The following is a 20,310-nucleotide window of genomic DNA, read 5'->3' as shown; positions in this document are numbered from 1 at the left end:
TAACTTATGGAATATATTTTGATTATCACAGTAGCTATCGTTATTTTTTCTTTGATATTTGACTTTATCAATGGTTTCCATGATACAGCCAATGCCGTCGCTACTGCTGTTTCAACACGTGCATTAACTCCTAGAACTGCGATTATTTTGGCGTCAGTTATGAACTTTATTGGTGCGTTAACATTTACTGGAGTTGCAAGTACGATAACAAAAGATATTGTAGACCCATTTAAATTAGAAAATGGTCTAGTTGTGGTTTTAGCTGCTATTATGGCAGCAATTATTTGGAATTTAGTAACTTGGTTTTTTGGAATACCTAGTTCTTCTTCACATGCATTAATTGGATCAATTGCTGGTGCAGCAATTGCTTCTCAAGGTACATTTGCTGTACTACATTATCAAGGCTTTACAAAAATAATCATAGTATTACTTTTATCACCAGTTATTGCGTTTTGTGTTGGTTTTATTATGTATTCAATTGTTAAAGTAGTTTTCAAAAATGCAAATCTAACGAAAACGAATCGTAACTTTAGATTTTTCCAAATTTTCACAGCTTCATTACAATCATTTTCACATGGTACAAATGATGCACAAAAATCAATGGGGATTATTACTTTAGCACTCATAGTTGCGAATATCCAAACAGGTACAAGCACTGAGCCTCAATTATGGGTTAAGATTGCCTGTGCTACTGCAATGGGGTTGGGTACAGCTGTTGGTGGTTGGAAAATTATCAAAACAGTTGGTGGAAATATAATGAAAATACGTCCAGCTAATGGTGCAGCAGCGGATTTATCTTCTGCTTTAACTATTTTTGTTGCGTCATCACTACATTTCCCACTTTCAACGACACATGTTGTGTCTTCATCTATATTAGGTGTGGGTTCTTCTAACCGCATTAAAGGTGTGAAATGGAATACAGCACAACGTATGATTGTGACTTGGGTAATTACATTGCCTATTTCAGCATTATTAGCTGCTTTAATATATTTTGTAATTAATATTGTTTTATAAATATTAACAAAAATGAGTAATAAATAGCTGAATGACTTTAAAATAAATACAAGATAAAGATTCTATGACATAAATACTAGAAAAACAGCACTCGGATGATTCAATTCATCTGAGTGCTTCTTTGTTTTATGCCATAATTCGTATTGTTGGTTCGTATTCTTAGGAACGGAGCTTCAACCTGTAGTCTTCAGCTTGTCCTGTTCCTTCAAGCATCTCGTCAAAATATAATGTACACATATATAATTTTATATTGAAATACTTAAAAAAAGCACTTACGTATATTTAATAAACACTACTATACTAAATTATCAAGATGCTATATCGTATCATCCTAAAATATTTTATACTACCAACATAATAGGGACTTTATTGGTAGTAGGTAGTGTTTTTGTGTGTGCATTTCTGTGCGCTGCCTTTGCTTGTAGTGTTCGACTAATGCTATGTAGTTGTCATAAATGATTGTCGAGATTAAAATATATATAAATAAAGTAAGTAAACAAAATAAAGCGTCAATTTCTATAAAAACCTTATAGAAATTGACGCTTATTTATTAATGTTAGAGGTTTAAGATGCTTCCTCTTTTTAATGAATGTAATTATAGCTAGAAACAGTAGATGCTGGAATTGTACGATAATCTACTGTACCTGGAGGTGTATTATAATTCATTTCTGATATTAAAATACTGCCATCAGGATTTACTTGCTCAACATATGCAACGTGACCAATTGGACCTTCGTAATTTTGCATGATAGAACCAGCAGTTGGCGTGTTGTTTACTGTGTAGCCGTCTGCTGCAGCATTGTTAGCCCAGTGATCAGCATTCCACCAATATGTACTAATTGGTTGTCCAGTTTCTGCTCTACGGTTAAATACATGCCATGTACATTGACCCCAATCATATAAATTAGCGTCACTAGCAGAATTATTACCAGTAGAAGGCGATTGTGTAGCAGTGTTACCAGAACCACCTGAACCACCAACACTTGATCCATTTGGAATCTTAAGTGATTGACCAGGTTGGATTAAATAACCATTTAGATTGTTCGCTGACATTAATGCATCAACTGAAACACCATAATTGTTAGCAATGATATTTAATGATTCACCAGATTTAACTGTATGTGAAGAACCACCTGATGTTTGTGAAGAAGCGTTTGAACTTGAGCTTTGACCACTTCCACCAATTTCGATAACTTGTCCCGGAAATACCATGTTGTTATCGAGGTTATTGTTTTGTTTAATCTCATCTACTGAAACACCATATTGTTCTGAGATTGTCCATAGTGACTCACCTGATTGTACTGTATGCTGTGTTGATGCTTCAGCTTCATGGTTAGCAATAAATGCTGCTGCACCTGAAGCAGCAGTGACTGCAAATGCAAACTTTTTCAAAAGAACTCCTCCTCACACCTATATAAATAACTCATTTTAAATTAAATATATCTGTTTGATTTTCTTTAATTGAATTCATGTTACATACTAACAAAAATTAGGTGACTTGTGTCTATTGTTATAGAGATGTAACATTATTAACATTTTAGAACATTGAGATGTAAACCTAATAAATACTTTTGTTATGGACTTTAAACGAAATTTTGGTTTTGAAATTCATTTAAAAATTTATGACTTTGTAACATTAGAAAACGTGTGGAATTCAATTAACGTTAACATCTTTTTGGAATTGATAGTTAAAATGTTTGATTTTAGGTGGAATAGTGAAAATGAAAGTAATGTATTTTATATAAACAAAACTTTAACAACATTTAAGCACATTAATCAGATATGTTGAGGAATACATTCTAATTAATGTGTAAGATGTTATAACATCTAAGGAGTGAAATGATTGGCTGAATCAACACAACAAATTAATCAAAAACAATCTAAATCAAAGCAGGATAAATCCAATTCTCATGCGTATGGTAAAGTATGGTTATTCTTTATTTATTATTGGATTATTTTTGGCATTGGTTGCTATTTGGGGCAGTTTTTACCCATGGAATGGAGAAAACCACTCTCTATCGTCTTGCTAGTTTTAGTTTTATTTACAGTTTTAACGAATCGTGCACGTAAATATGGATTGGTAATTTCACATATATATGCAATTATTGTCGGTTTATTGTCCTATGCTACATTTACAGCTTATTTGCAAAATTTAGGACCAGAAGTGTTTTATAAGAATGTGTTACTAGCAATAGGTGCTTTTATCGCATTTGGTTTAATTGGCTATTTCATTGTCGATAACGCTTCAGGAATGGGTAAATACTTATTTGTAACATTAGTGGCTCTGATTGTTGCTGGAATTATTGGTATGTTTGTGCATAATCCAATTTTCCATACAATCATTACAGTAGTAGGCTTACTATTATTCTTATTATATACAATATATGATTTTAATCGTATGAAACGTGGTCAGTATTCTCCACGAGAAATGGGATTCAACCTATTTATCAATTTATTACACATTATTAAATATGTACTAAGACTTGCGAATAAATTTAAAAAGTAAATATTAGATTTAAAATTAAAAAATATGAGTTATAAATTCTAATAGAAGCGAGAGCCGTAACTGGATTTTTACAGAAATTCAGTTACGGTTTTTTAGATTATTATTTTGCTTTTAATTTTTATTTGTCTAGTATCTTAAAATGATCATTACACAATATTCAGCTAATATAAGATTTACATGCAACGATGACTTTAATTTATGATTACATAATAATGTTATATAACAACTTATTTTATCAATAATAAAATATAAAAAAGTTAGAATTAAGGACGATGAATGAAAAAATATGTTGACAAATTAAATTATTATATTCAAAATTATGTAATGGTAAAACATGTACTTTGAAACTAAAACAGTGAATGTTCTATTTTCAAAAGATGAAAATATAAAAGAAATAATCAATTTTATAAAAATGATTTTATATGTATGGTGTATAACAGAATATGAGAGAGGTTGGAATATGGAAGTACAGTGTTTAAATATTATTTCTAATAATTTTTACCCTACTAAACGTGTAACAGATGGCATACTAGTATTACTGCCAATAAAAGGAGTATTAGAAATTCAACAATTTACAGCTAATATAAAAGTTGAAACGGAATTGTTAATCGTAAACCATACAGAAATTTTTAGCATTAAACGCAATGAAGCAACCATTTTATTATATATAGCGAGTGATTGGTTTTTAGAACGAGGTTATCCTTTTTTTGATTATCAATACGCCTCTAAGTTGATTCAGTCTACAGCACAATTAACTAAATCCTTAATTGAGCTGACGAAACACTATTTGAACGATACTTTAAGTTATGATATTTATGAAAATTACATGGTCAAAATTGTTGAAATTATTGCTAATGAAGCTAAAGTAGATTCGGATTATTTATCCCAACAAACTGATCACGCATACTTTGGTATTACTGGAGAAATACTTGATTATGTAAATCGTAATTTGAAGCAACCATTAACATTAAAGTCAATTGCTGACCATATATTTATTTCACAATCAAATATATCTAGTCAATTTTATAGTAAGCTAGATATGAATTTTAAAACTTATGTGGATACATTAAAATTGGCGGCATCTATGAAAGAGCTATTGGATAGTCAACATACCATTGGAGAAATATCTGATTTATACGGTTTTAGTAGTGCAGCACTTTACAGTAAAAAATTCAAACAATATTACGGTTACACACCTAATCAATATCGTAAACTCTCAAAATACAATAAGTATTTATATTTTCCTTATGAAACATTGAATGACACATTTAAAGATCAAGTAAAGGCTCAACTTACTGCAAAATTAGAAGATAGTTATGTACAAAACAATGAAATTAGTATTTGTACTGATCATTTTTTGGATAATCGTAATTCATCCATGATTATTCAAATTTACACAATAGCAGAGTTATACCAATTGTATACTGATTCTAAAATGAGTTATTTGTTTGAAAATGAGGAACAGATTTATATTTATTGCAATATCAACGTAAAAGATATTCAACAATACATTTCTGAACAAAAAACATATAAAGCTTTTGACTTTATCATATCAAACAATGCTAATTTGGTACTTCAAATCTACGAAAGTCAAGATGTTGAAATATATTTGAATCAGATTTGCAAACCCTACGCGGCTTATTTGCAAACTAGCACAAACTTAAACAGAGATTTATTAAAAAAGATAAGCTATTGTTTTGATTTAAGTACAATGTCAATAAAAGAGATATACCGGAACATTATCAAAATTAAACAATTTAGAGAGAATGTAAAATTTGGTATTGATATTACTCGTTTATTTAATGAACCAGATGCTTTTAAAATGATGGAAGTACAATTAAAGAGAATTGGTTTTGATTACTATTTTGTAGATAATCAAAAGTTATCGGTGCCATATTTTAATGAATCACATGAAATGCTGTTGACGAAAGAAATTTTTAAATTTAATTATATAAGGAAAATCATGGCAGAAATGTGTTTGGAGGATAGGTATTATTTTTTATTAAATGTAAGAAATAATTTTTTATTGCATGACGAGTCAATGAATATTATTGAAAGTCCGCCATTGTTAGTCGGTGTGTTTAAAAGAATATTAAAGCATTTTTCGGGTATAGGTGTAGATTTGATACAGCAAATGAACGGTAATGAGGCGTTATACTTATATGATAAAAGTGGTTTCCGTACATTGGTAGGAACTATGTTTCATCGTTTAATAGAAAAAACACGTTATAAAGTTTATGAACATGATTTTTATACTATTATTGATCAAGAGGATAAAATTAGCGTTTATATCAGTGATTGGCAAATTATGGAAAATGAATTTTCAAAGCACTATACAACAAAAATGTCGGTTAATATCAATTTCAAAGATTTGAAGTTAAGAAAAAAATATTTGATTTTTAAAGAGACATATAATAATGCGCATGGAAATATCAATTGTGTGATACCTTGCAATTTGCGCGAGAAATATCAATGGTCTGATATATTTATAGAAAAAATTGAATCATATAATCAGCCACGCATAAATGTTTTCGAACATTCATTTAACGACAAATCTTTAAGCGTAGCAATTGATCATAATACTGTACACATTATTGATATTTATAAATAAATGCTTAATCCTAAATTATATAATTAATTTAACATGTTTTGTGATATTCAATTTACTGCTGTTCGTAATAATGACAAAGCTATAAAAATAAATGATAAAGACAGAGTTACTTTTTTAGAGATAATGAAATTGTATTGCTTACTAGCATTTGGAGGTGTAGCAACAATGAATGATGAAAAAAGGCGCAGTTATTAAAAATTTATAAAAAATATAATAAAGTAATGTCTTATATAGAAAGTAAATATAAACTAACAATGAATGACATTGCTATTTTGGAAATAATACAACAAAATTGTCAACAGCAAAACATGCTGATGCAGCCATTTTTAAAAATTGCGACGACTGAACTCGATTTGAGTCGAACAAAAGTGTTGGCATCAATTCGACGATTAATTAACCAAGATCGTGTAAGCAAATTACGTTCGACAAAAGATGAGAGAAAAGTTTATTTATCGATGACTGAAGAAAATGATAGGAAGTATCACACTTTGTTAGATGAAATTGAAACACAGGTAGACTAAAATATTAAAAATTCATGTTTACATAATGACAATAAAGCTTTAATCAGTTACAAATATTAAATAGTATAATGATACTTCGTGACGAAAGTAGGACAGAAATTTAATTTTATTAAATAGATTTCGTCGTCTCCTCTAATAAGGATTACCTGAGCTTTAGCTCATGCATAAGAACCACTAACCCAACAAGTTGGAAAGTGGCATTAAAGATTACCTGAGCTTTAGCTCATGCATAAGAACCACTAACCCAATAAGTTGGGAAGTGGCAATAAGGATTACCTGAGCTTTAGCTCATGCATAAGAACCACTAACCCAACAAGTTGGGAAGTGCAATAAGGATTACCTGAGCTTTAGCTCATGCATAAGAACCACTAACCCAACAAGTTGGGAAGTGCAATAAGGATTACCTGAGCTTTAGCTCATGCATAAGAACCACTAACCCAACAAGTTGGGAAGTGCAATAAGGATTACCTGAGCTTTAGCTCATGCATAAGAACCACTAACCCAACAAGTTGGGAAGTGGTTCTTTATATGTTTTAAAATCTCTTTTAATATGTATTTAAGTACTCAAAGAAGCGGTTTTCATATCTTAAAATTACCGATGTATAATGTTAAAAGGGGCTAATTCATTCTATATGGATGATACTCTATGTGACAAACGATCAATGTTTGATACAAACTAATAAGTTGCCAAAGGGTATAGATATTTCGAGAGACGTAATAAAAAATACAAGCAAAGTAGTAGGTTAGTCTATGTGATATAATAAAAATATTGTATAATATGATGTACTGACATACGCATTTAATTAGAAAGTGAGATGACATTATGGGACGTAAGTGGAATAATATTAAAGAGAAAAAGGCCCAAAAAGATAAGAATACGAGTAGAATTTATGCTAAATTTGGTAAAGAAATTTATGTAGCGGCTAAATCTGGTGAGCCCGATCCAGTATCAAACCAAGCATTAAGGTTAACTCTAGAAAGAGCAAAAACATATTCTGTACCAAACCATATTATAGATAGAGCTATTGAAAAAGCTAAAGGTGGCGGCGAAGAAAATTATGATGAGTTGCGATATGAAGGGTTTGGCCCGAATGGCTCTATGATAATCGTAGATGCGCTTACTGATAATGTAAATAGAACTGCATCTGATGTTCGTGCTGCATTTGGTAAAAATGGAGGTAATATGGGAGTTTCTGGATCTGTTGCTTATATGTTTGAACACACTGCAGTATTTGGTGTTGAAGACAAGTCAGCGGATGATGTCTTGGAAAGCTTAATGGAACAAGAGATAGATGTTAAAGATGTCATTGATGAAGATGGTTTAACCATTGTATATGCTGAGCCTGATCAATTTGCCCAAGTGCAAGATGCATTACGTGCATCAGGTGTTGAAACATTTAAAGTAGCGGAATTTGAAATGTTACCACAGTCAGATATTGAGTTATCAGCAGAAGATCAGGAAACATTTGAACAATTAATTGATGCATTAGAAGAATTAGAAGATGTTCAGAATGTATTCCATAACGTGGATTTGAAATAGCATGAATAAAAATCAAGAAGTACAAAAATGGATTGACCAATTACAATTACATCCGCATCCAGAAGGTGGCTATTATAAAGAGACTATCAAAGCGGTACCGACTAGCTCAAATCAAAGATCGGCTTATTCGAGCATATACTTTCTTTTAACGCACGATAATATATCACATTTTCATCGAATAGATGCTGATGAAATCTGGTATTATCATGCAGGAGATTCTTTGACTGTTCACATGATATACCCTGATGGCAATTATCAAAAAGTAACAGTTGGCCCCAACATCGAAAGCGGTGATGTATTGCAACATGTTGTTCCAAAGGGCACAATTTTTGCATCGTCTATTGAAGGCTGTGCTGGTTATGCGCTTGTTGGTTGCATGTGTCATCCAGCATTTGAATTTAAACATTTTGAGTTATTGAGTAAAGAGTGGCTAAACGAAACATATCCAGCCTTAAAACACATTAATGATCGTTACGCTTTATCAATAATCGACATTAATAGTTAAATATAAAGGAAAACTCGTATTACTTTCTCGTTAAAACAGTTGTGAAAGTAATACGAGTTTTTTAAATATTATTTTGATGTACCAAAAACTTCATTAGCAATTTCAACAATATAAGCTAACTTTTTCCACTGTTCTTCTTCAGTTAATTTATTGCCTTCTTCAGTAGAAGCAAAGCCACATTGTGGACTTAGACAAATTTGTTCTAAATCTATATAGTTTTGTGCTTCTTTTATACGTTTTAAAATAGTGGTTTTATCTTCTAATTCACCATTTTTTGATGTGAATAATCCCAACACTGCAAATGAACGATCTTCTGGGAAAAATCTTAAAGGTTCGAAATCACCTGAGCGATTATCATCATATTCTAAGAAGAAACCATCTAATTGTTCTTTAAATAGATATGGAGCGATTGGTTCATAACCACCAGAAATAGCCCACGTAGATTGATAATTTCCACGACAAATATGTGTTGTGATCAATAAATCTTCTGGTAAACCACTGATTGCTTCATTGATAACTTTATAAGCGAGTTGACGTGCAACTTCTTTTTCAGATTCACTTCTATCACGCCCACGTGTGTTTTGTGTTCCTGATGTTAAATTTGCCCAATACACATCATCTAGTTGTATATAACGTGCACCGAGATCATAGAATTTTAGTAAACTATCGTGATAAGCTTTTGCTACATCATGCGCAAAATCATTGATATCAGGATAAATATCTTCGTTTAAAATATTAGGATGGAACAATTGATTTGGACTTGGAATAGAAACTTTTGCCGTTGCACGGCCATTTACCTTTTCATATAAAAATTTAAAGTGTTCAAAATGGGGATGATTTGGGTTAAATGTAACTTTATCAACCACCTTGACGTTGTGATTTCTAGTTTCTACACCTTCAAATGTTAAACCACGCTCTGATGTGTAACCTTCAACACCATCTAAGTTTTCTAAGAAATCAAAATGCCACCAACTTCTGCGGAATTCACCATCAGTAATACTATGTAAGCCAATTTCTAGTTGTTTATCTATGATGCGTTCAATTTCCTCATCTTCTATATTTTTTAATGTTTGAGCATTAATAACGTTATTTTGATAATCTTTACGTGCATCTTTTAAACGTTGTGGACGTAGTAAACTTCCTACGTGATCTGCTCTAAATGGTCTTTGTGACGTTGACATATGGCTATCTCCCTTTTTAAAGAATTTTCTGAAAAATATATTAAAAATTTAACAAACTTCTCAACAATTGTCAATTTCGCTTTTACACTATGAAATATAGTACAATAAACATAATTATTTACTCGCTATTAATTAAAAATTTAAATGTAACAAACATAAGATGACATGTAAGGTTCAGTTTTATATAATAATGACAAGGAGTTGGTGGCAGTGAAAGTAAAATATATTGATAAACGTCACTGGCGTCGCATCATTGACCGAGAATATACGGAAGTCAAAGTGAATAATAACAAATTTAAAGGTATTATTGGGTTAGTAACGATGAAAAAGGTACGTGAACCTCTAGAAGTATCGGTCGTAGGACAAAATATTGTTGTGGCTGATGATAACTATCAGTGGTTACAAATATTACCTGAAAAAAAACGTTATAGTATCACAGTGATGTTAGACGACAATGGCAATCCATTAGAATATTACTTTGACATAAATATTAAAAACGTTACGCAAAAAGGAAATGCACGTACGATTGATTTATGCTTGGACGTATTAGCATTACCTAATGGAGAATACGAACTTGTTGATGAAGACGATTTGTTACGCGCGTTAAACCAAGGCCAAATAACCAAGAAGCAATATCACGAAGCTTATATTATCGCGCATCAGTTAATGATTAAAATTGATACAGATTTTACAACTATGCAGAATAAAATTATGTATTGTTTCCATAAAATAAAACAAAAGTCGAAATCTCAAAAGCAATCCTCTTTTAATAAACATAAATTTAAAGGCAAAAAGCATAAAAACGTTGTGTACAATGAGGCTAAACATAAGCCAATAAAAAATTACAATAAGCATCATAATCATTCTAATCAAGATAATAGCAAATCACATCAAAGTAAGATAAAAGATTCTAATGCATCTCAATAATCTTGAAATTGTTATAAAAAATTCCCTATATTAGTCAAGCGTTAACCATGTTATAGTAAACACTGCGAGAATTGAAGCGTATTAAAAGTAATTTATTAGCGCAATGTAAATAAAAGTAAGGCCACCATAAATAAAGATATTTAGTATTTGTAAAAAATAGGGGGATAATTATGAAGATTGACGATTATCGCTTGTTAACTACATTAGATGAGACGAAAACGCTCAGAAAAGCAGCGGAAATTTTATACATCTCTCAACCAGCAGTAACACAACGATTAAAAGCGATAGAAAATGCATTTGGCGTCGACATATTCATTCGTACAAAAAAACAATTAATAACGACGACTGAAGGCATGATGATTATTGAACATGCACGTGATATGTTGAATAGAGAGCGTCTGTTTTTAGATAAGATGCAAGCACATATCGGTGAAGTAAATGGTACGATTTCTATTGGTTGTTCATCCTTAATAGGGCAAACGTTGTTGCCGGTAGTATTGAATTTGTATACACGACAATTTCCAAATGTAGAAATCCAAGTTCAAGTAGGGTCGAGTGAACAAATTAAAGCTAATCATAGAGATTACCATGTGATGATTATTCGTGGGAATAAAATGATGAATTTAAGCAACACGCATTTATTTAATGACGAACATTATTTTATACATCCTAAAAATCGTAATGATGAAGTAGAAAAGATGCCGTTTATCGAATTTCAGGCTGATCCTATATACATTAATCAAATTAAAGAATGGTATGGCAGCCAAATTGGTCAAGATTATCATGCGATGATTACGGTTGATCAAGTGGCGACATGTAAAGAAATGTTATTAAATGGCGTTGGCGTGACCATATTGCCGGAAATCATGATGAAACACTTAGATAGGGAACAGTTTGCGTTTCAACGCGTAGATATAGACGATAAACCGCTGATTCGTTCTACTTATTTGAGCTATGATCCAAGCATGTTACAGTTGCCGCAAGTTGATTCATTTATTAATTTAATAATGGAATACGTGGAATAACAATTTTAGATAATTGAATATTTTGGTTCATTGATAAATATAACTTTATGAAGAGTTATATGAATTTAATAGGAATAGAGGACGCTAAATGTTTAGTGAATTGTTACATATAAAAAATTACAAATTATTTGTCGTTAATATGATGATGTTAGGTATGGGCATCGCCATTACTGTACCGTATCTGGTATTATTTGCTACAAATGATTTAGGTATGACTTCTAGCCAATATGGGTTGCTATTAGCATTAGCTGCAATTAGCCAATTTACAATGAATACAATTGTAGCACGCTTTTCTGATACACATAGTATCAACAGAAAGACAATTATTATTACTGCACTTTTTATGGGGGCAGTCAGCTTTTCAATTTATTTTTACATTCATGAAATCTGGGTTTTTATAGTAATGTATGCCATTTTCCAAGGTTGTTTTGCCCCAGCCATGCCTCAAATGTATGCGTCAGCAAGAGAATCAATCAATACTTCTACATCAAAGGACAGAGCGAAATTTGCTAACGCTGTATTACGTTCAATGTTTTCATTTGGTTTCTTGTTCGGTCCACTTATTGGTGCATTGTTACTCAGTTTTAAAGGATATGCGGGTTTATTTGGCGGAACGATAACAATCATATTATTCACACTATTATTACAAGTTTTTTTCTTTAAAGATATTCAAACAAAGCATACAGTAGCAGATAGTACACATGTTGAAGCGGCGGCACCTAATATGTTGCGTGACAAGGTCTTATTTGTACCCTTTTTAGCTTTTATTTTATTACATATAGGACAATGGATGTACACGTTGAATATGCCATTGTATGTGACGAACTTTTTGAAAGAACCAGAAAGTCGAGTAGGTGTGCTAGCTAGTATTTGTGCAGGACTTGAAGTACCTTTCATGGTCATACTAGGCATTTTATCTGCTAAATTGTCGACACGTACGCTATTGATACTTGGGGGATTATTCGGAGGATTATTTTATTTTAGTATTGGCGTATTTAATAGTCTGATCATGATGATAATAGGACAGGTGTTTCTAGCTATTTTTCTAGCTATTTTACTTGGATTAGGGATTAGTTACTTCCAAGATATTTTACCTGATTTTCCTGGTTATGCATCTACATTATTTGCGAATGCGATGGTTATCGGACAATTATGTGGTAATCTTCTCGGTGGTATAATGAGTCACTGGGTAGGCTTAGGTAATGTGTTCTTTGTTTCTGCAGGTTCAATATTTTTAGGTATGATTTTAATATATTTTACAAAAGAACAAAAATTTACAGAAGAAAGTATGGAGTAGATAGAAATGACATTGATTTTATGGTTATGCATTATAGCATCATTTATTTTAGCGTTTATTGGTTTAATAAAGCCAATCATACCGTCAGTACTTGTATTATGGATTGGTTTCTTAATTTATCAATTCGGATTTGACAATCATCATCTGTCTTGGATATTTTATGTATCGATGGCATTGTTCACAATATTTATCATTATTGCAGATTTCATTATGAATAAATATTTTGTCAGCAAGTTCGGCGGATCAAAATTAAGTGAGTATGCAGCGTTGATTGGTGTTATTGTAGGCTGTTTTGTCTTTCCACCATTTGGAATAATTATTATTCCATTTATAGCTGTGTTAGTAGTTGAATTTATACAAGAGCCGAATTTTTCTAAAGCTTTAAAGGCAAGTTTTGGCTCAGTAATAGCATTTTTAGCAAGTTCCATCGCTCAAGCGATAATAATGATTATTATGGTTGTTTGGTTTTTCATAGATGCATTATTAATCAATTAATCAATATGATGAAAGATATTACAAACGGTGTACAATCATGGTGAGCGCACTTATAGCATAAATAAAGTGAAATTTAAGCAATCTTCTTGTTTTCGTAATTACTACTTTAGTATAATCACTCACATGTGTTAAAAAGTGGAAAAGGAAGGGAGTCTTAAATGAAATATCCAATTGCTATATGGATGCTTGCAATCGGTGCTTTTGCAATCGGAATGACAGAGTTTGTAATTATGGGATTATTGCCAAACATTGCTAGAGATTTTGATGTCAGTGTAAGCCAAGCAGGGCAACTGATTACAGGTTATGCTTTAGGTGTAGCTATCGGTGGGCCTATCATTGTGATGTTAACAATTAAATGGAATAGAAAATATTTATTGTTGGCATTAATGGCGATATTTATTGTAGGAAATATTGCAGCCTCATTTAGCCCGAATTATGGCTTTATGATGACGAGTCGAATTATTACTTCATTAGCTCACGGTTCATTTTTTGGTATAGGTTCAATATTAGCAGCGAGTATGGTTAAGCCAGAAAAGCGTGCGAGTGCGATGGCATTAATGTTTATGGGCTTAAGCATGAGTAATATTTTAGGCGTGCCGTTTGGAACTTTAATCGGACAAAACTTTGGTTGGCCAATGACATTTATTATTATATCAGTCATCGGAGCTTTAGCATTAATAGGTATTATCATATTTGTACCGATGAAAAAAGAAACAGTTAAATCATCTGTATTAAATGAACTGAAAATTTTAAAAGAAAAACGTTTATGGTTAACCTTAGCTGTTACATTATTCGGATTTAGTAGTGTATTTGCTTACTTTACTTATATATCAACAGTGCTCATTGATGTGTCACATGTACAAGAAAATTTAATCTCATATTTATTGATTATATTTGGTATTGGAGTCACATTAGGTAATGTTGTAGGTGGAAAGCTTGCAGATTGGAATTTAAATAAGGCATTAAAAATAATATTTAGTGTATTTATTTTATATTTCATTTTATTATACTTTGTGCAAATGAATGGGTTATTAATGGTAGCAGGTATTTTCTTTTTCGGTCTCATCGGTTTCAGTATGAGTCCGTCACTACAATATAAAAGTACGTTAATTTCACAAGATGCACCAACACTTGCGAGTACACTTAACCAATCAGCATTTAATTTAGGTAATGCTTTGGGTGCATTTATCGGAGGTGTCGTGGTAACAAATTTACCAGTTGCATCGTTAAGTTTAATTGCGCCGATACTAACAGTGATTGGTCTTATTTTCTTATTTATCAATATTGCAATAGAAAAGAAAGAAAATATAACAACATAGGTGAAACATAAACTAAAAACACGTCAGCCACTTCTCGAATTTTAGAAGCTTGTGCTAACGTGTTTTTTAATAGTATTTATAATGAAGCATTGGTGTTTTTATTAGTAAAATGATGATCGATATATAATGCGATTGGAATGAATATAAATGAAATGATAATAAAAGTCCAATTGCTAATTAATAAATAAGGGCCTACAGTTAAAAACATCTGTGGAATGAAAAAGACATAAAATATTCCACATACAGATAAAAGTAAAACGAGATATGTTAATAACCAAGATAAGTGTGATGTATTAAAACAACGTATTTGTACAGTTTTAAATAACATCCAAATAAAGAAAAATATGATAGCAATACCTACGATTAAAGTAAGCGGGAAAGTATATAAATATAGTCGTTTTGCACCAATAAAAAATCCAGCAAACCCTTTGAGAAAACAAAAAATACCCACAAAAAGCATAATATGACGCATAATGTATTTGAAAATGTTTCTTATTGTTTCATTTGGTAAACGTCTAAGTTCTCTTTTGGCATGGGCTTTAGGATCGTGATCAAAGAATTCCATTGCTAATGTGCCATCCTTTTCAGCTTCTAATAACTGATTTAAAACACGGTTTAACATTTTTTCAGAATCATGTGGGTTGACACTCAAATCAGCTCTGACATAAGTCATGTAGTTTTCAAACGTATCTCTGTCTGTATTATTTAAGCGTAATGCTTTCACATTGTTTTCACGCATTAATTTATCAGTAGATTTCATTGGCATTTGGCATTCCTTCTTATGTATAAAATATATTTATAATGCTAATTATGACGAAAATAGTATTATAAATCAATAACACTTTCAAAGGAGTAATAATGGAGTATTTAAAACAATCACATCAACAATATTTAAATGAAATTGCGGAAATTCATGAACAACAACTTAACCAACAGTATGAGCATTATCAAAACACTACTATTTCTGTTGCATTACGCAAAGAAATGATTGAAAATGGATTATTAGCCAATACTGATGTTGTGATTACCGAAATACAAGACCAACAAATGATTGCTTTTATTTGGGCAAGATATATAAAGCAATATCAAAAGGTTATTATTGAAATGATGTATGTTTCGGAAGACAATCGAAATCAAGGTATCGCGAAAGCATTAAAAAAAGAGGTTGAAATATGGGCATATAGGAGGGGTGCTTCAGAAATTGAAAGTACGGTAGTCAATCACAACCATGCCATGAAAAATTTGAATTTTAAACTTGGATACTATATAAGTACGGTGACTATGAATAAAAGATTAAGAATAAATGATGAAGATGAGTAAAAATAATGATAAAATTATATTATTATTATGAAATTAACAAAAGGAGTTCTTACATGAAGAAATGTTTAGCACTCATACTAGCATCCACTGTCTTATTGACTGCATGTGGGAAAAATGATGAAAAAGCAACGTTAGAGAAAGATATTGATAAATTGGAAAAACAAAATAAAGATTTGAAAAAACAAAAAGAAGACTTAGAAAAAGAGAAAGATAAACTGAAAGATAAGTCGAAGAATTTGGAAAAAGATGTTAATGCTGAAACATAAGCTTCTATACTAATTGCGTTACAAATGGATTTCATGCAATATTTCCCAGGAAATTATTGTACTATCGTTTTACAAATTGTTATAATGGGTATCATTAACGTAATGAATATAAAAGTTTCTAAAAAATAGATTTGAAATTATGAGTCAGTTGTTTAGTATTACTTTATATTAAGTGTGACTTTATAATGAATCATTTATTATATGCAGTTTATAAATAATCATTTTTCATTAGGAGAAAGAGGGAATAACGATGCATGAAAAAGATTTTGTATTATTAGAAGGGCGTTCAATTACGCTCCCAGAATTAGGTAGAGAAATTGAAAGTATTACTGGTAGAGAAATCAAAGATTCGACTGGTGAAATTAAACGTGTTATTGCACATTTACCCAATTTTGAATCTGATACAGATACATTTGTAGCTACTTACAAATTAAATCATAAAAATGATTTCATAGATGCAACATTTACGGCGCCCAAAAGTGAACGTGGTCGGTTGAAAGAAGTAGCTGTAAACGTTGAATTGATTAGCTATATTTCAAGAGCATAAGCAATGTTTAATCCATGTGATAGCGCGGTATGAGAATAATCATAACGCGTTATTTTCTATAGAAATTTAATTTCCAGTTTAGAGGTGTAACAGTATGACAGTTTATATAGAAACTGAGCGTTTAAGGTTACGGGACTGGCAAGCAGAAGATTTACTTCCATTTCAGCAGATGAACGCGAATCACCAAGTCCGTAGATATTTTCCAAGTTTATTAAGTTTTCGACGTTCAGAACATGATATGAAAAAGATGAATGATATTATTATCAATCATGATATAGGCCTTTTTGCTGTTGAATTAAAAGAAACAAATGGATGGCTTGGTTTTATCGGATTGAACTATGTACCTAAAGCCAGCAAGTATACGTTTGATGAGCTACCATTCTATGAAATCGGTTGGCGTTTGATCCCCGAAGTGTGGGGGAATGGTTTCGCTACTGAAGGTGCAGAAGCGGTACTCGAATATGCAAAACAGCAGGGGATTAACGAGGTCTATGCATTTACTTCAGAAAATAATGAACCTTCACGTAAGGTTATGGAAAAAATAGGTATGAAACTATATGATTTCTTTGAATATCCAGAATTAAGTAAGTATCATCCACTTAAAAGACATGTTAGATATTATAAAGATTTAACAAAACAAGCAAAATAAAATTGTAAATAAGTAATGGGGTATAAATCCTATTCTTATGAAAAAGACTAATCCAATTTTTAATATATGGATTAGTCTTTTTGTTTACTATGATTTTGTATCGTCCATGCCTGCCTGGGAATGTGATTCAAGCCATTAGTCTCTCATTCATATCATTTCCCTAGGCGTCAGCATGACATAAAAGCGGTATGGTGATTGTGTTTTAAAGTGTTTTGCTTGATGTTAGTTTTTTAATAAGTTGGCTTAATTTTTGTAATGCGAATTCTATATCTTCAATGTTTATATAGGAATAAGAAAATCTTATATGATATTGTGCGTTTTTATCATAAATTTCGCCTGGATTAATTAAAATTTGATTTTGTATCGCTAAATCGAACAGTTCTTTCATGTTTATTGGTACATTTAATTTGAACCAAATATAATAAGAACCTTTAGGTATGGACCAAGTACCTAAATCTTAAAAATGTTGATTTAAAGATGCTAAAAATTTATCACGTCTCTCTATAAGTGCTTGTTTTAAATAATTTACATGTTGTTCATGGTATAAAGGGTTATTTAGCCATTCAGTTGCGATAAATTGTGATAATGAACTGGCACCATAATCATTTTGCATTTTCAAATCCGCTAAGTGCATAACAACTGATGGTTTACCTATAATCCATCCTACCCTTAAACCAGGACTTACTGTTTTAGATAAACTACTAATATATAGGATATTATCATTCTCTTCTAATGACTTTAAAGGTTGAGGACGATCTCCTTCGAACCACAAGTCGCCATAAACGTCATCTTCTACTATAGGGATTCCTGTTTTTTGGCATTGTTGAATTAATTTATATTTTTCTGTTTGCGTATATGCGTGTTGTGTAGGGTTATGTAAAGTCGGTATACAATAAAAAATGCTATTTTTATATAGTGTTTTAGCATTGAAAATAGTGTTAATTTGTTGTTTGATTTTAGATATTGTCAAAAACCTAAGATCTGCTCGAATGTTATGCCATGTATGCACAGAATTTATATATGAGGGCGTTTCTATAATTATCTTTGAATTTGGAATCAGTAAACCATCAGCGATGAGTTTTAATCCTTGCAATGCACCTGAAGTGACGCAAATGTTTGCTTCATCACATTCAATCCCCAATTTTTTAACATGATTTACAATTGCTTTTCTTAAATTTAAATTACCTAAGGGGTGTTCATAATTAGTTTTAAGTGCAGTAGTCGTTTGTTTTGAAAAAATATCTTGAAATTGCTTGTTTGGGATTAATTGTGGACTGAGTTCACCAGTACTTAAACGTAAGATATGCGCATCGAATTCTAATTCGTTAATTCGTTGTATAAAGTATTGATTATTTTTAGAAGCGCCATTTTTAATGTAGTCATGCCAATTCATATTATGATTAATATAAGTATTCCAATTACTTTTCGAAACGTATAACCCTTTACGTGCTTTGCTTTCTAAAATTCCATAACTTTGTAGTATTTCTAAAGACTGAATAATAGTTGAACGATTGACGCGATATTGAGCTGCCAAATTTCTCTGAGAAGGTAATTTCATACCTGCTTCTAAATCACCATTTTTAATCTTCGAAAGTATATCATCAATAATTGCTTTATATTTTGGCATGAACATGCTAAATCTCCTTTAAGTAATTGGTGGGTTTTTAAAATTATAACTGGTTGGTAAAAATCAATTAAATATATTGTATCATGATTATATATAGAAAAATGGTCATAACTCATATTTGAATATTTAATGCTTATGGTTAGTGTATAGGATTCATTCATTTATTGACTGCACACGTATCATGCGTCAATAAATACATAATGATAAATAATTCTTATTTATTATGAATATCATATTTTTGCGTTAGTTAAGTTTGAGTGAAAACTGGTACGGTTTAATGATAATTTAGTTTTGAAGAAAGAGGAGATAATATGTTGCAACCAATGATTCATGGTTTGTTTTTAGCTTTGGGTTTAATCTTACCTTTAGGCGCACAAAATGTATTTGTATTTAACCAAGGAGCAAACCAAAAACAATTAATTAAGACTATACCAGTAATTATAGCTGCAGGGTTATGTGATACATTATTAATAGTATTAGCTGTATTAGGGGTGTCAGTCTTATTACTATCACTACCGATGTTACAAATCGTAATTTATTGTGTCGGCTTTATCTTTCTTAGTTACATGGCTTGGTCATTATGGCATGAAAAACCACAAACGCTTGAACGTTATCAATCAATGTCCGCGCGAAAGCAAATTGGATTTGCCATGTCAGTCTCATTATTAAATCCTCATGCAATTATGGATACTATTGGTGTTATAGGAACGAATGCAGCAATATATGAAGGCGTGGATAAAATGGTTTTTACGATGACGACAATTGCTGTTTCTTGGATCTGGTTTATATTTTTGGCAATTGCAGGTAAAGTCGTAGGTAATATTGATAAAAGAGGCAAATATATTTTAATATTAAATAAATTTTCAGCAATAATTATTGTGATTGTTGCATTAATAATATTAAAACAATTACTGGCAATACTATTTTAAGCATAAGAAAAGCAGAGGTAGTGGCATTTGT

The 20,310-nt window shown here is 31.2% G+C and carries 19 protein-coding genes and 1 pseudogene; 16 read left to right on the top strand and 4 right to left on the bottom strand.

Features of this window, described 5'->3' with window-relative positions; genetic code table 11:
* The first annotated feature begins 6 nt into the window (after nucleotides 1–6).
* On the top strand, nucleotides 7–1,014 hold the full coding sequence (locus JG554_RS10875) for an inorganic phosphate transporter (RefSeq protein WP_046207339.1): 1,008 nt from the start codon (nucleotides 7–9) through the stop codon (nucleotides 1,012–1,014).
* Nucleotides 1,015–1,596: 582 nt separating this feature from the next.
* Here the strand turns inward: JG554_RS10875 and JG554_RS10870 are convergent.
* Nucleotides 1,597–2,406 carry a LysM peptidoglycan-binding domain-containing protein gene (locus JG554_RS10870; RefSeq protein ID WP_107360149.1) on the bottom strand — a complete coding sequence of 270 codons (810 nt, stop codon included), beginning with the start codon at nucleotides 2,404–2,406 and terminating at the stop codon, nucleotides 1,597–1,599.
* Between the two features lie 451 nt (nucleotides 2,407–2,857).
* Between JG554_RS10870 and JG554_RS10865 the strand changes: the two genes are divergently transcribed.
* From JG554_RS10865 to JG554_RS10845, 5 genes are all read left to right on the top strand, one after another.
* Nucleotides 2,858–3,520, top strand: a complete 663-nt coding sequence (locus tag JG554_RS10865; protein WP_107360148.1) for a Bax inhibitor-1/YccA family protein — start codon at nucleotides 2,858–2,860, stop codon at nucleotides 3,518–3,520.
* 460 nt (nucleotides 3,521–3,980) lie between these two features.
* Nucleotides 3,981–6,131, top strand: a complete 2,151-nt coding sequence (locus tag JG554_RS10860) for a helix-turn-helix transcriptional regulator (protein ID WP_107360326.1) — start codon at nucleotides 3,981–3,983, stop codon at nucleotides 6,129–6,131.
* A 197-nt stretch (nucleotides 6,132–6,328) separates the two neighbouring features.
* Entirely contained in the window at nucleotides 6,329–6,652 is a 324-nt protein-coding gene (locus JG554_RS10855; RefSeq protein ID WP_274380051.1) for a transcriptional regulator, SarA/Rot family, read from the top strand.
* 823 nt (nucleotides 6,653–7,475) lie between these two features.
* Entirely contained in the window at nucleotides 7,476–8,192 is a 717-nt protein-coding gene (locus tag JG554_RS10850; RefSeq protein ID WP_046207344.1) for a YebC/PmpR family DNA-binding transcriptional regulator, read from the top strand.
* Between the two features lies 1 nt (nucleotide 8,193).
* Entirely contained in the window at nucleotides 8,194–8,697 is a 504-nt protein-coding gene (locus JG554_RS10845; RefSeq protein ID WP_064209557.1) for a cupin domain-containing protein, read from the top strand.
* A 68-nt stretch (nucleotides 8,698–8,765) separates the two neighbouring features.
* On the opposite strand, the gene JG554_RS10840 is transcribed toward JG554_RS10845, so the two are convergent.
* Nucleotides 8,766–9,878 carry a 5-methyltetrahydropteroyltriglutamate--homocysteine S-methyltransferase gene (locus JG554_RS10840; protein WP_064209556.1) on the bottom strand — a complete coding sequence of 371 codons (1,113 nt, stop codon included), beginning with the start codon at nucleotides 9,876–9,878 and terminating at the stop codon, nucleotides 8,766–8,768.
* Nucleotides 9,879–10,088: 210 nt separating this feature from the next.
* Here JG554_RS10840 and JG554_RS10835 point away from each other — a divergent pair, with 210 nt between their 5' ends.
* The 5 genes from JG554_RS10835 (at nucleotide 10,089) to JG554_RS10815 (ending at nucleotide 14,941) form a co-directional block, all read left to right on the top strand.
* Nucleotides 10,089–10,805 carry a ribonuclease FAU-1 family protein gene (locus JG554_RS10835; protein ID WP_064209555.1) on the top strand — a complete coding sequence of 239 codons (717 nt, stop codon included), beginning with the start codon at nucleotides 10,089–10,091 and terminating at the stop codon, nucleotides 10,803–10,805.
* A 170-nt stretch (nucleotides 10,806–10,975) separates the two neighbouring features.
* Complete coding sequence (locus JG554_RS10830) at nucleotides 10,976–11,830, top strand: LysR family transcriptional regulator (RefSeq protein ID WP_046207348.1); 855 nt, start codon at nucleotides 10,976–10,978, stop codon at nucleotides 11,828–11,830.
* A gap of 88 nt (nucleotides 11,831–11,918) precedes the next feature.
* Entirely contained in the window at nucleotides 11,919–13,127 is a 1,209-nt protein-coding gene (locus JG554_RS10825; protein ID WP_046207349.1) for a sugar efflux transporter, read from the top strand.
* Between the two features lie 6 nt (nucleotides 13,128–13,133).
* Nucleotides 13,134–13,622: a DUF456 domain-containing protein gene (locus tag JG554_RS10820; RefSeq protein WP_107360323.1), complete on the top strand. Its 489-nt coding sequence runs from the start codon at nucleotides 13,134–13,136 to the stop codon at nucleotides 13,620–13,622.
* Between the two features lie 158 nt (nucleotides 13,623–13,780).
* Nucleotides 13,781–14,941 (top strand): MFS transporter, encoded by a 1,161-nt coding sequence (locus tag JG554_RS10815; RefSeq protein WP_046207351.1) that lies wholly within the window; start codon nucleotides 13,781–13,783, stop codon nucleotides 14,939–14,941.
* A 76-nt stretch (nucleotides 14,942–15,017) separates the two neighbouring features.
* Here the strand turns inward: JG554_RS10815 and JG554_RS10810 are convergent, their stop codons facing one another.
* Nucleotides 15,018–15,701, bottom strand: coding sequence for a DUF1129 family protein (locus JG554_RS10810; RefSeq protein WP_046207554.1), 684 nt, complete (start codon nucleotides 15,699–15,701; stop codon nucleotides 15,018–15,020).
* A 98-nt stretch (nucleotides 15,702–15,799) separates the two neighbouring features.
* Here JG554_RS10810 and JG554_RS10805 point away from each other — a divergent pair, with 98 nt between their 5' ends.
* From JG554_RS10805 to JG554_RS10790, 4 genes are all read left to right on the top strand, one after another.
* A complete protein-coding gene (locus tag JG554_RS10805) occupies nucleotides 15,800–16,261 on the top strand; it encodes a GNAT family N-acetyltransferase (protein WP_107360324.1) in 462 nt (153 codons plus the stop codon).
* Between the two features lie 53 nt (nucleotides 16,262–16,314).
* Nucleotides 16,315–16,527 (top strand): SA0632 family lipoprotein, encoded by a 213-nt coding sequence (locus JG554_RS10800; protein WP_046207353.1) that lies wholly within the window; start codon nucleotides 16,315–16,317, stop codon nucleotides 16,525–16,527.
* Between the two features lie 250 nt (nucleotides 16,528–16,777).
* Nucleotides 16,778–17,074, top strand: a complete 297-nt coding sequence (locus JG554_RS10795) for a hypothetical protein (RefSeq protein ID WP_046207354.1) — start codon at nucleotides 16,778–16,780, stop codon at nucleotides 17,072–17,074.
* A gap of 94 nt (nucleotides 17,075–17,168) precedes the next feature.
* Complete coding sequence (locus tag JG554_RS10790; protein ID WP_064209553.1) at nucleotides 17,169–17,723, top strand: GNAT family N-acetyltransferase; 555 nt, start codon at nucleotides 17,169–17,171, stop codon at nucleotides 17,721–17,723.
* Nucleotides 17,724–17,925: 202 nt separating this feature from the next.
* Here JG554_RS10790 and JG554_RS10785 read toward each other — a convergent pair.
* Nucleotides 17,926–19,356, bottom strand: a pseudogene (locus JG554_RS10785) (aminotransferase-like domain-containing protein).
* 305 nt (nucleotides 19,357–19,661) lie between these two features.
* Between JG554_RS10785 and JG554_RS10780 the strand changes: the two are divergent.
* Complete coding sequence (locus tag JG554_RS10780) at nucleotides 19,662–20,279, top strand: LysE/ArgO family amino acid transporter (RefSeq protein ID WP_064209551.1); 618 nt, start codon at nucleotides 19,662–19,664, stop codon at nucleotides 20,277–20,279.
* Nucleotides 20,280–20,310: the final 31 nt, after the last annotated feature.

The organism is Staphylococcus sp. 11-B-312, from assembly GCF_016743055.1.
In the GTDB taxonomy this organism is placed as follows: Bacteria; Bacillota; Bacilli; order Staphylococcales; family Staphylococcaceae; genus Staphylococcus; species Staphylococcus ureilyticus.
The sequence above is the reverse complement of the archived record's forward strand: the minus strand, read 5'-3'. Positions and strand labels throughout refer to the sequence as shown.

Coding starts and splice junctions, on each gene's coding strand:
- JG554_RS10875 (WP_046207339.1), top strand. CDS start 7: ATGGAATATATTTTGATTATCACAGTAGCTATCGTTATTTTTTCTTTG.
- JG554_RS10860 (WP_107360326.1), top strand. CDS start 3,981: ATGGAAGTACAGTGTTTAAATATTATTTCTAATAATTTTTACCCTACT.
- JG554_RS10850 (WP_046207344.1), top strand. CDS start 7,476: ATGGGACGTAAGTGGAATAATATTAAAGAGAAAAAGGCCCAAAAAGAT.
- JG554_RS10845 (WP_064209557.1), top strand. CDS start 8,194: ATGAATAAAAATCAAGAAGTACAAAAATGGATTGACCAATTACAATTA.
- JG554_RS10840 (WP_064209556.1), bottom strand. CDS start 9,878: ATGTCAACGTCACAAAGACCATTTAGAGCAGATCACGTAGGAAGTTTA.
- JG554_RS10830 (WP_046207348.1), top strand. CDS start 10,976: ATGAAGATTGACGATTATCGCTTGTTAACTACATTAGATGAGACGAAA.
- JG554_RS10825 (WP_046207349.1), top strand. CDS start 11,919: ATGTTTAGTGAATTGTTACATATAAAAAATTACAAATTATTTGTCGTT.
- JG554_RS10820 (WP_107360323.1), top strand. CDS start 13,134: ATGACATTGATTTTATGGTTATGCATTATAGCATCATTTATTTTAGCG.
- JG554_RS10815 (WP_046207351.1), top strand. CDS start 13,781: ATGAAATATCCAATTGCTATATGGATGCTTGCAATCGGTGCTTTTGCA.
- JG554_RS10810 (WP_046207554.1), bottom strand. CDS start 15,701: ATGAAATCTACTGATAAATTAATGCGTGAAAACAATGTGAAAGCATTA.
- JG554_RS10805 (WP_107360324.1), top strand. CDS start 15,800: ATGGAGTATTTAAAACAATCACATCAACAATATTTAAATGAAATTGCG.
- JG554_RS10800 (WP_046207353.1), top strand. CDS start 16,315: ATGAAGAAATGTTTAGCACTCATACTAGCATCCACTGTCTTATTGACT.
- JG554_RS10795 (WP_046207354.1), top strand. CDS start 16,778: ATGCATGAAAAAGATTTTGTATTATTAGAAGGGCGTTCAATTACGCTC.
- JG554_RS10790 (WP_064209553.1), top strand. CDS start 17,169: ATGACAGTTTATATAGAAACTGAGCGTTTAAGGTTACGGGACTGGCAA.
- JG554_RS10780 (WP_064209551.1), top strand. CDS start 19,662: ATGTTGCAACCAATGATTCATGGTTTGTTTTTAGCTTTGGGTTTAATC.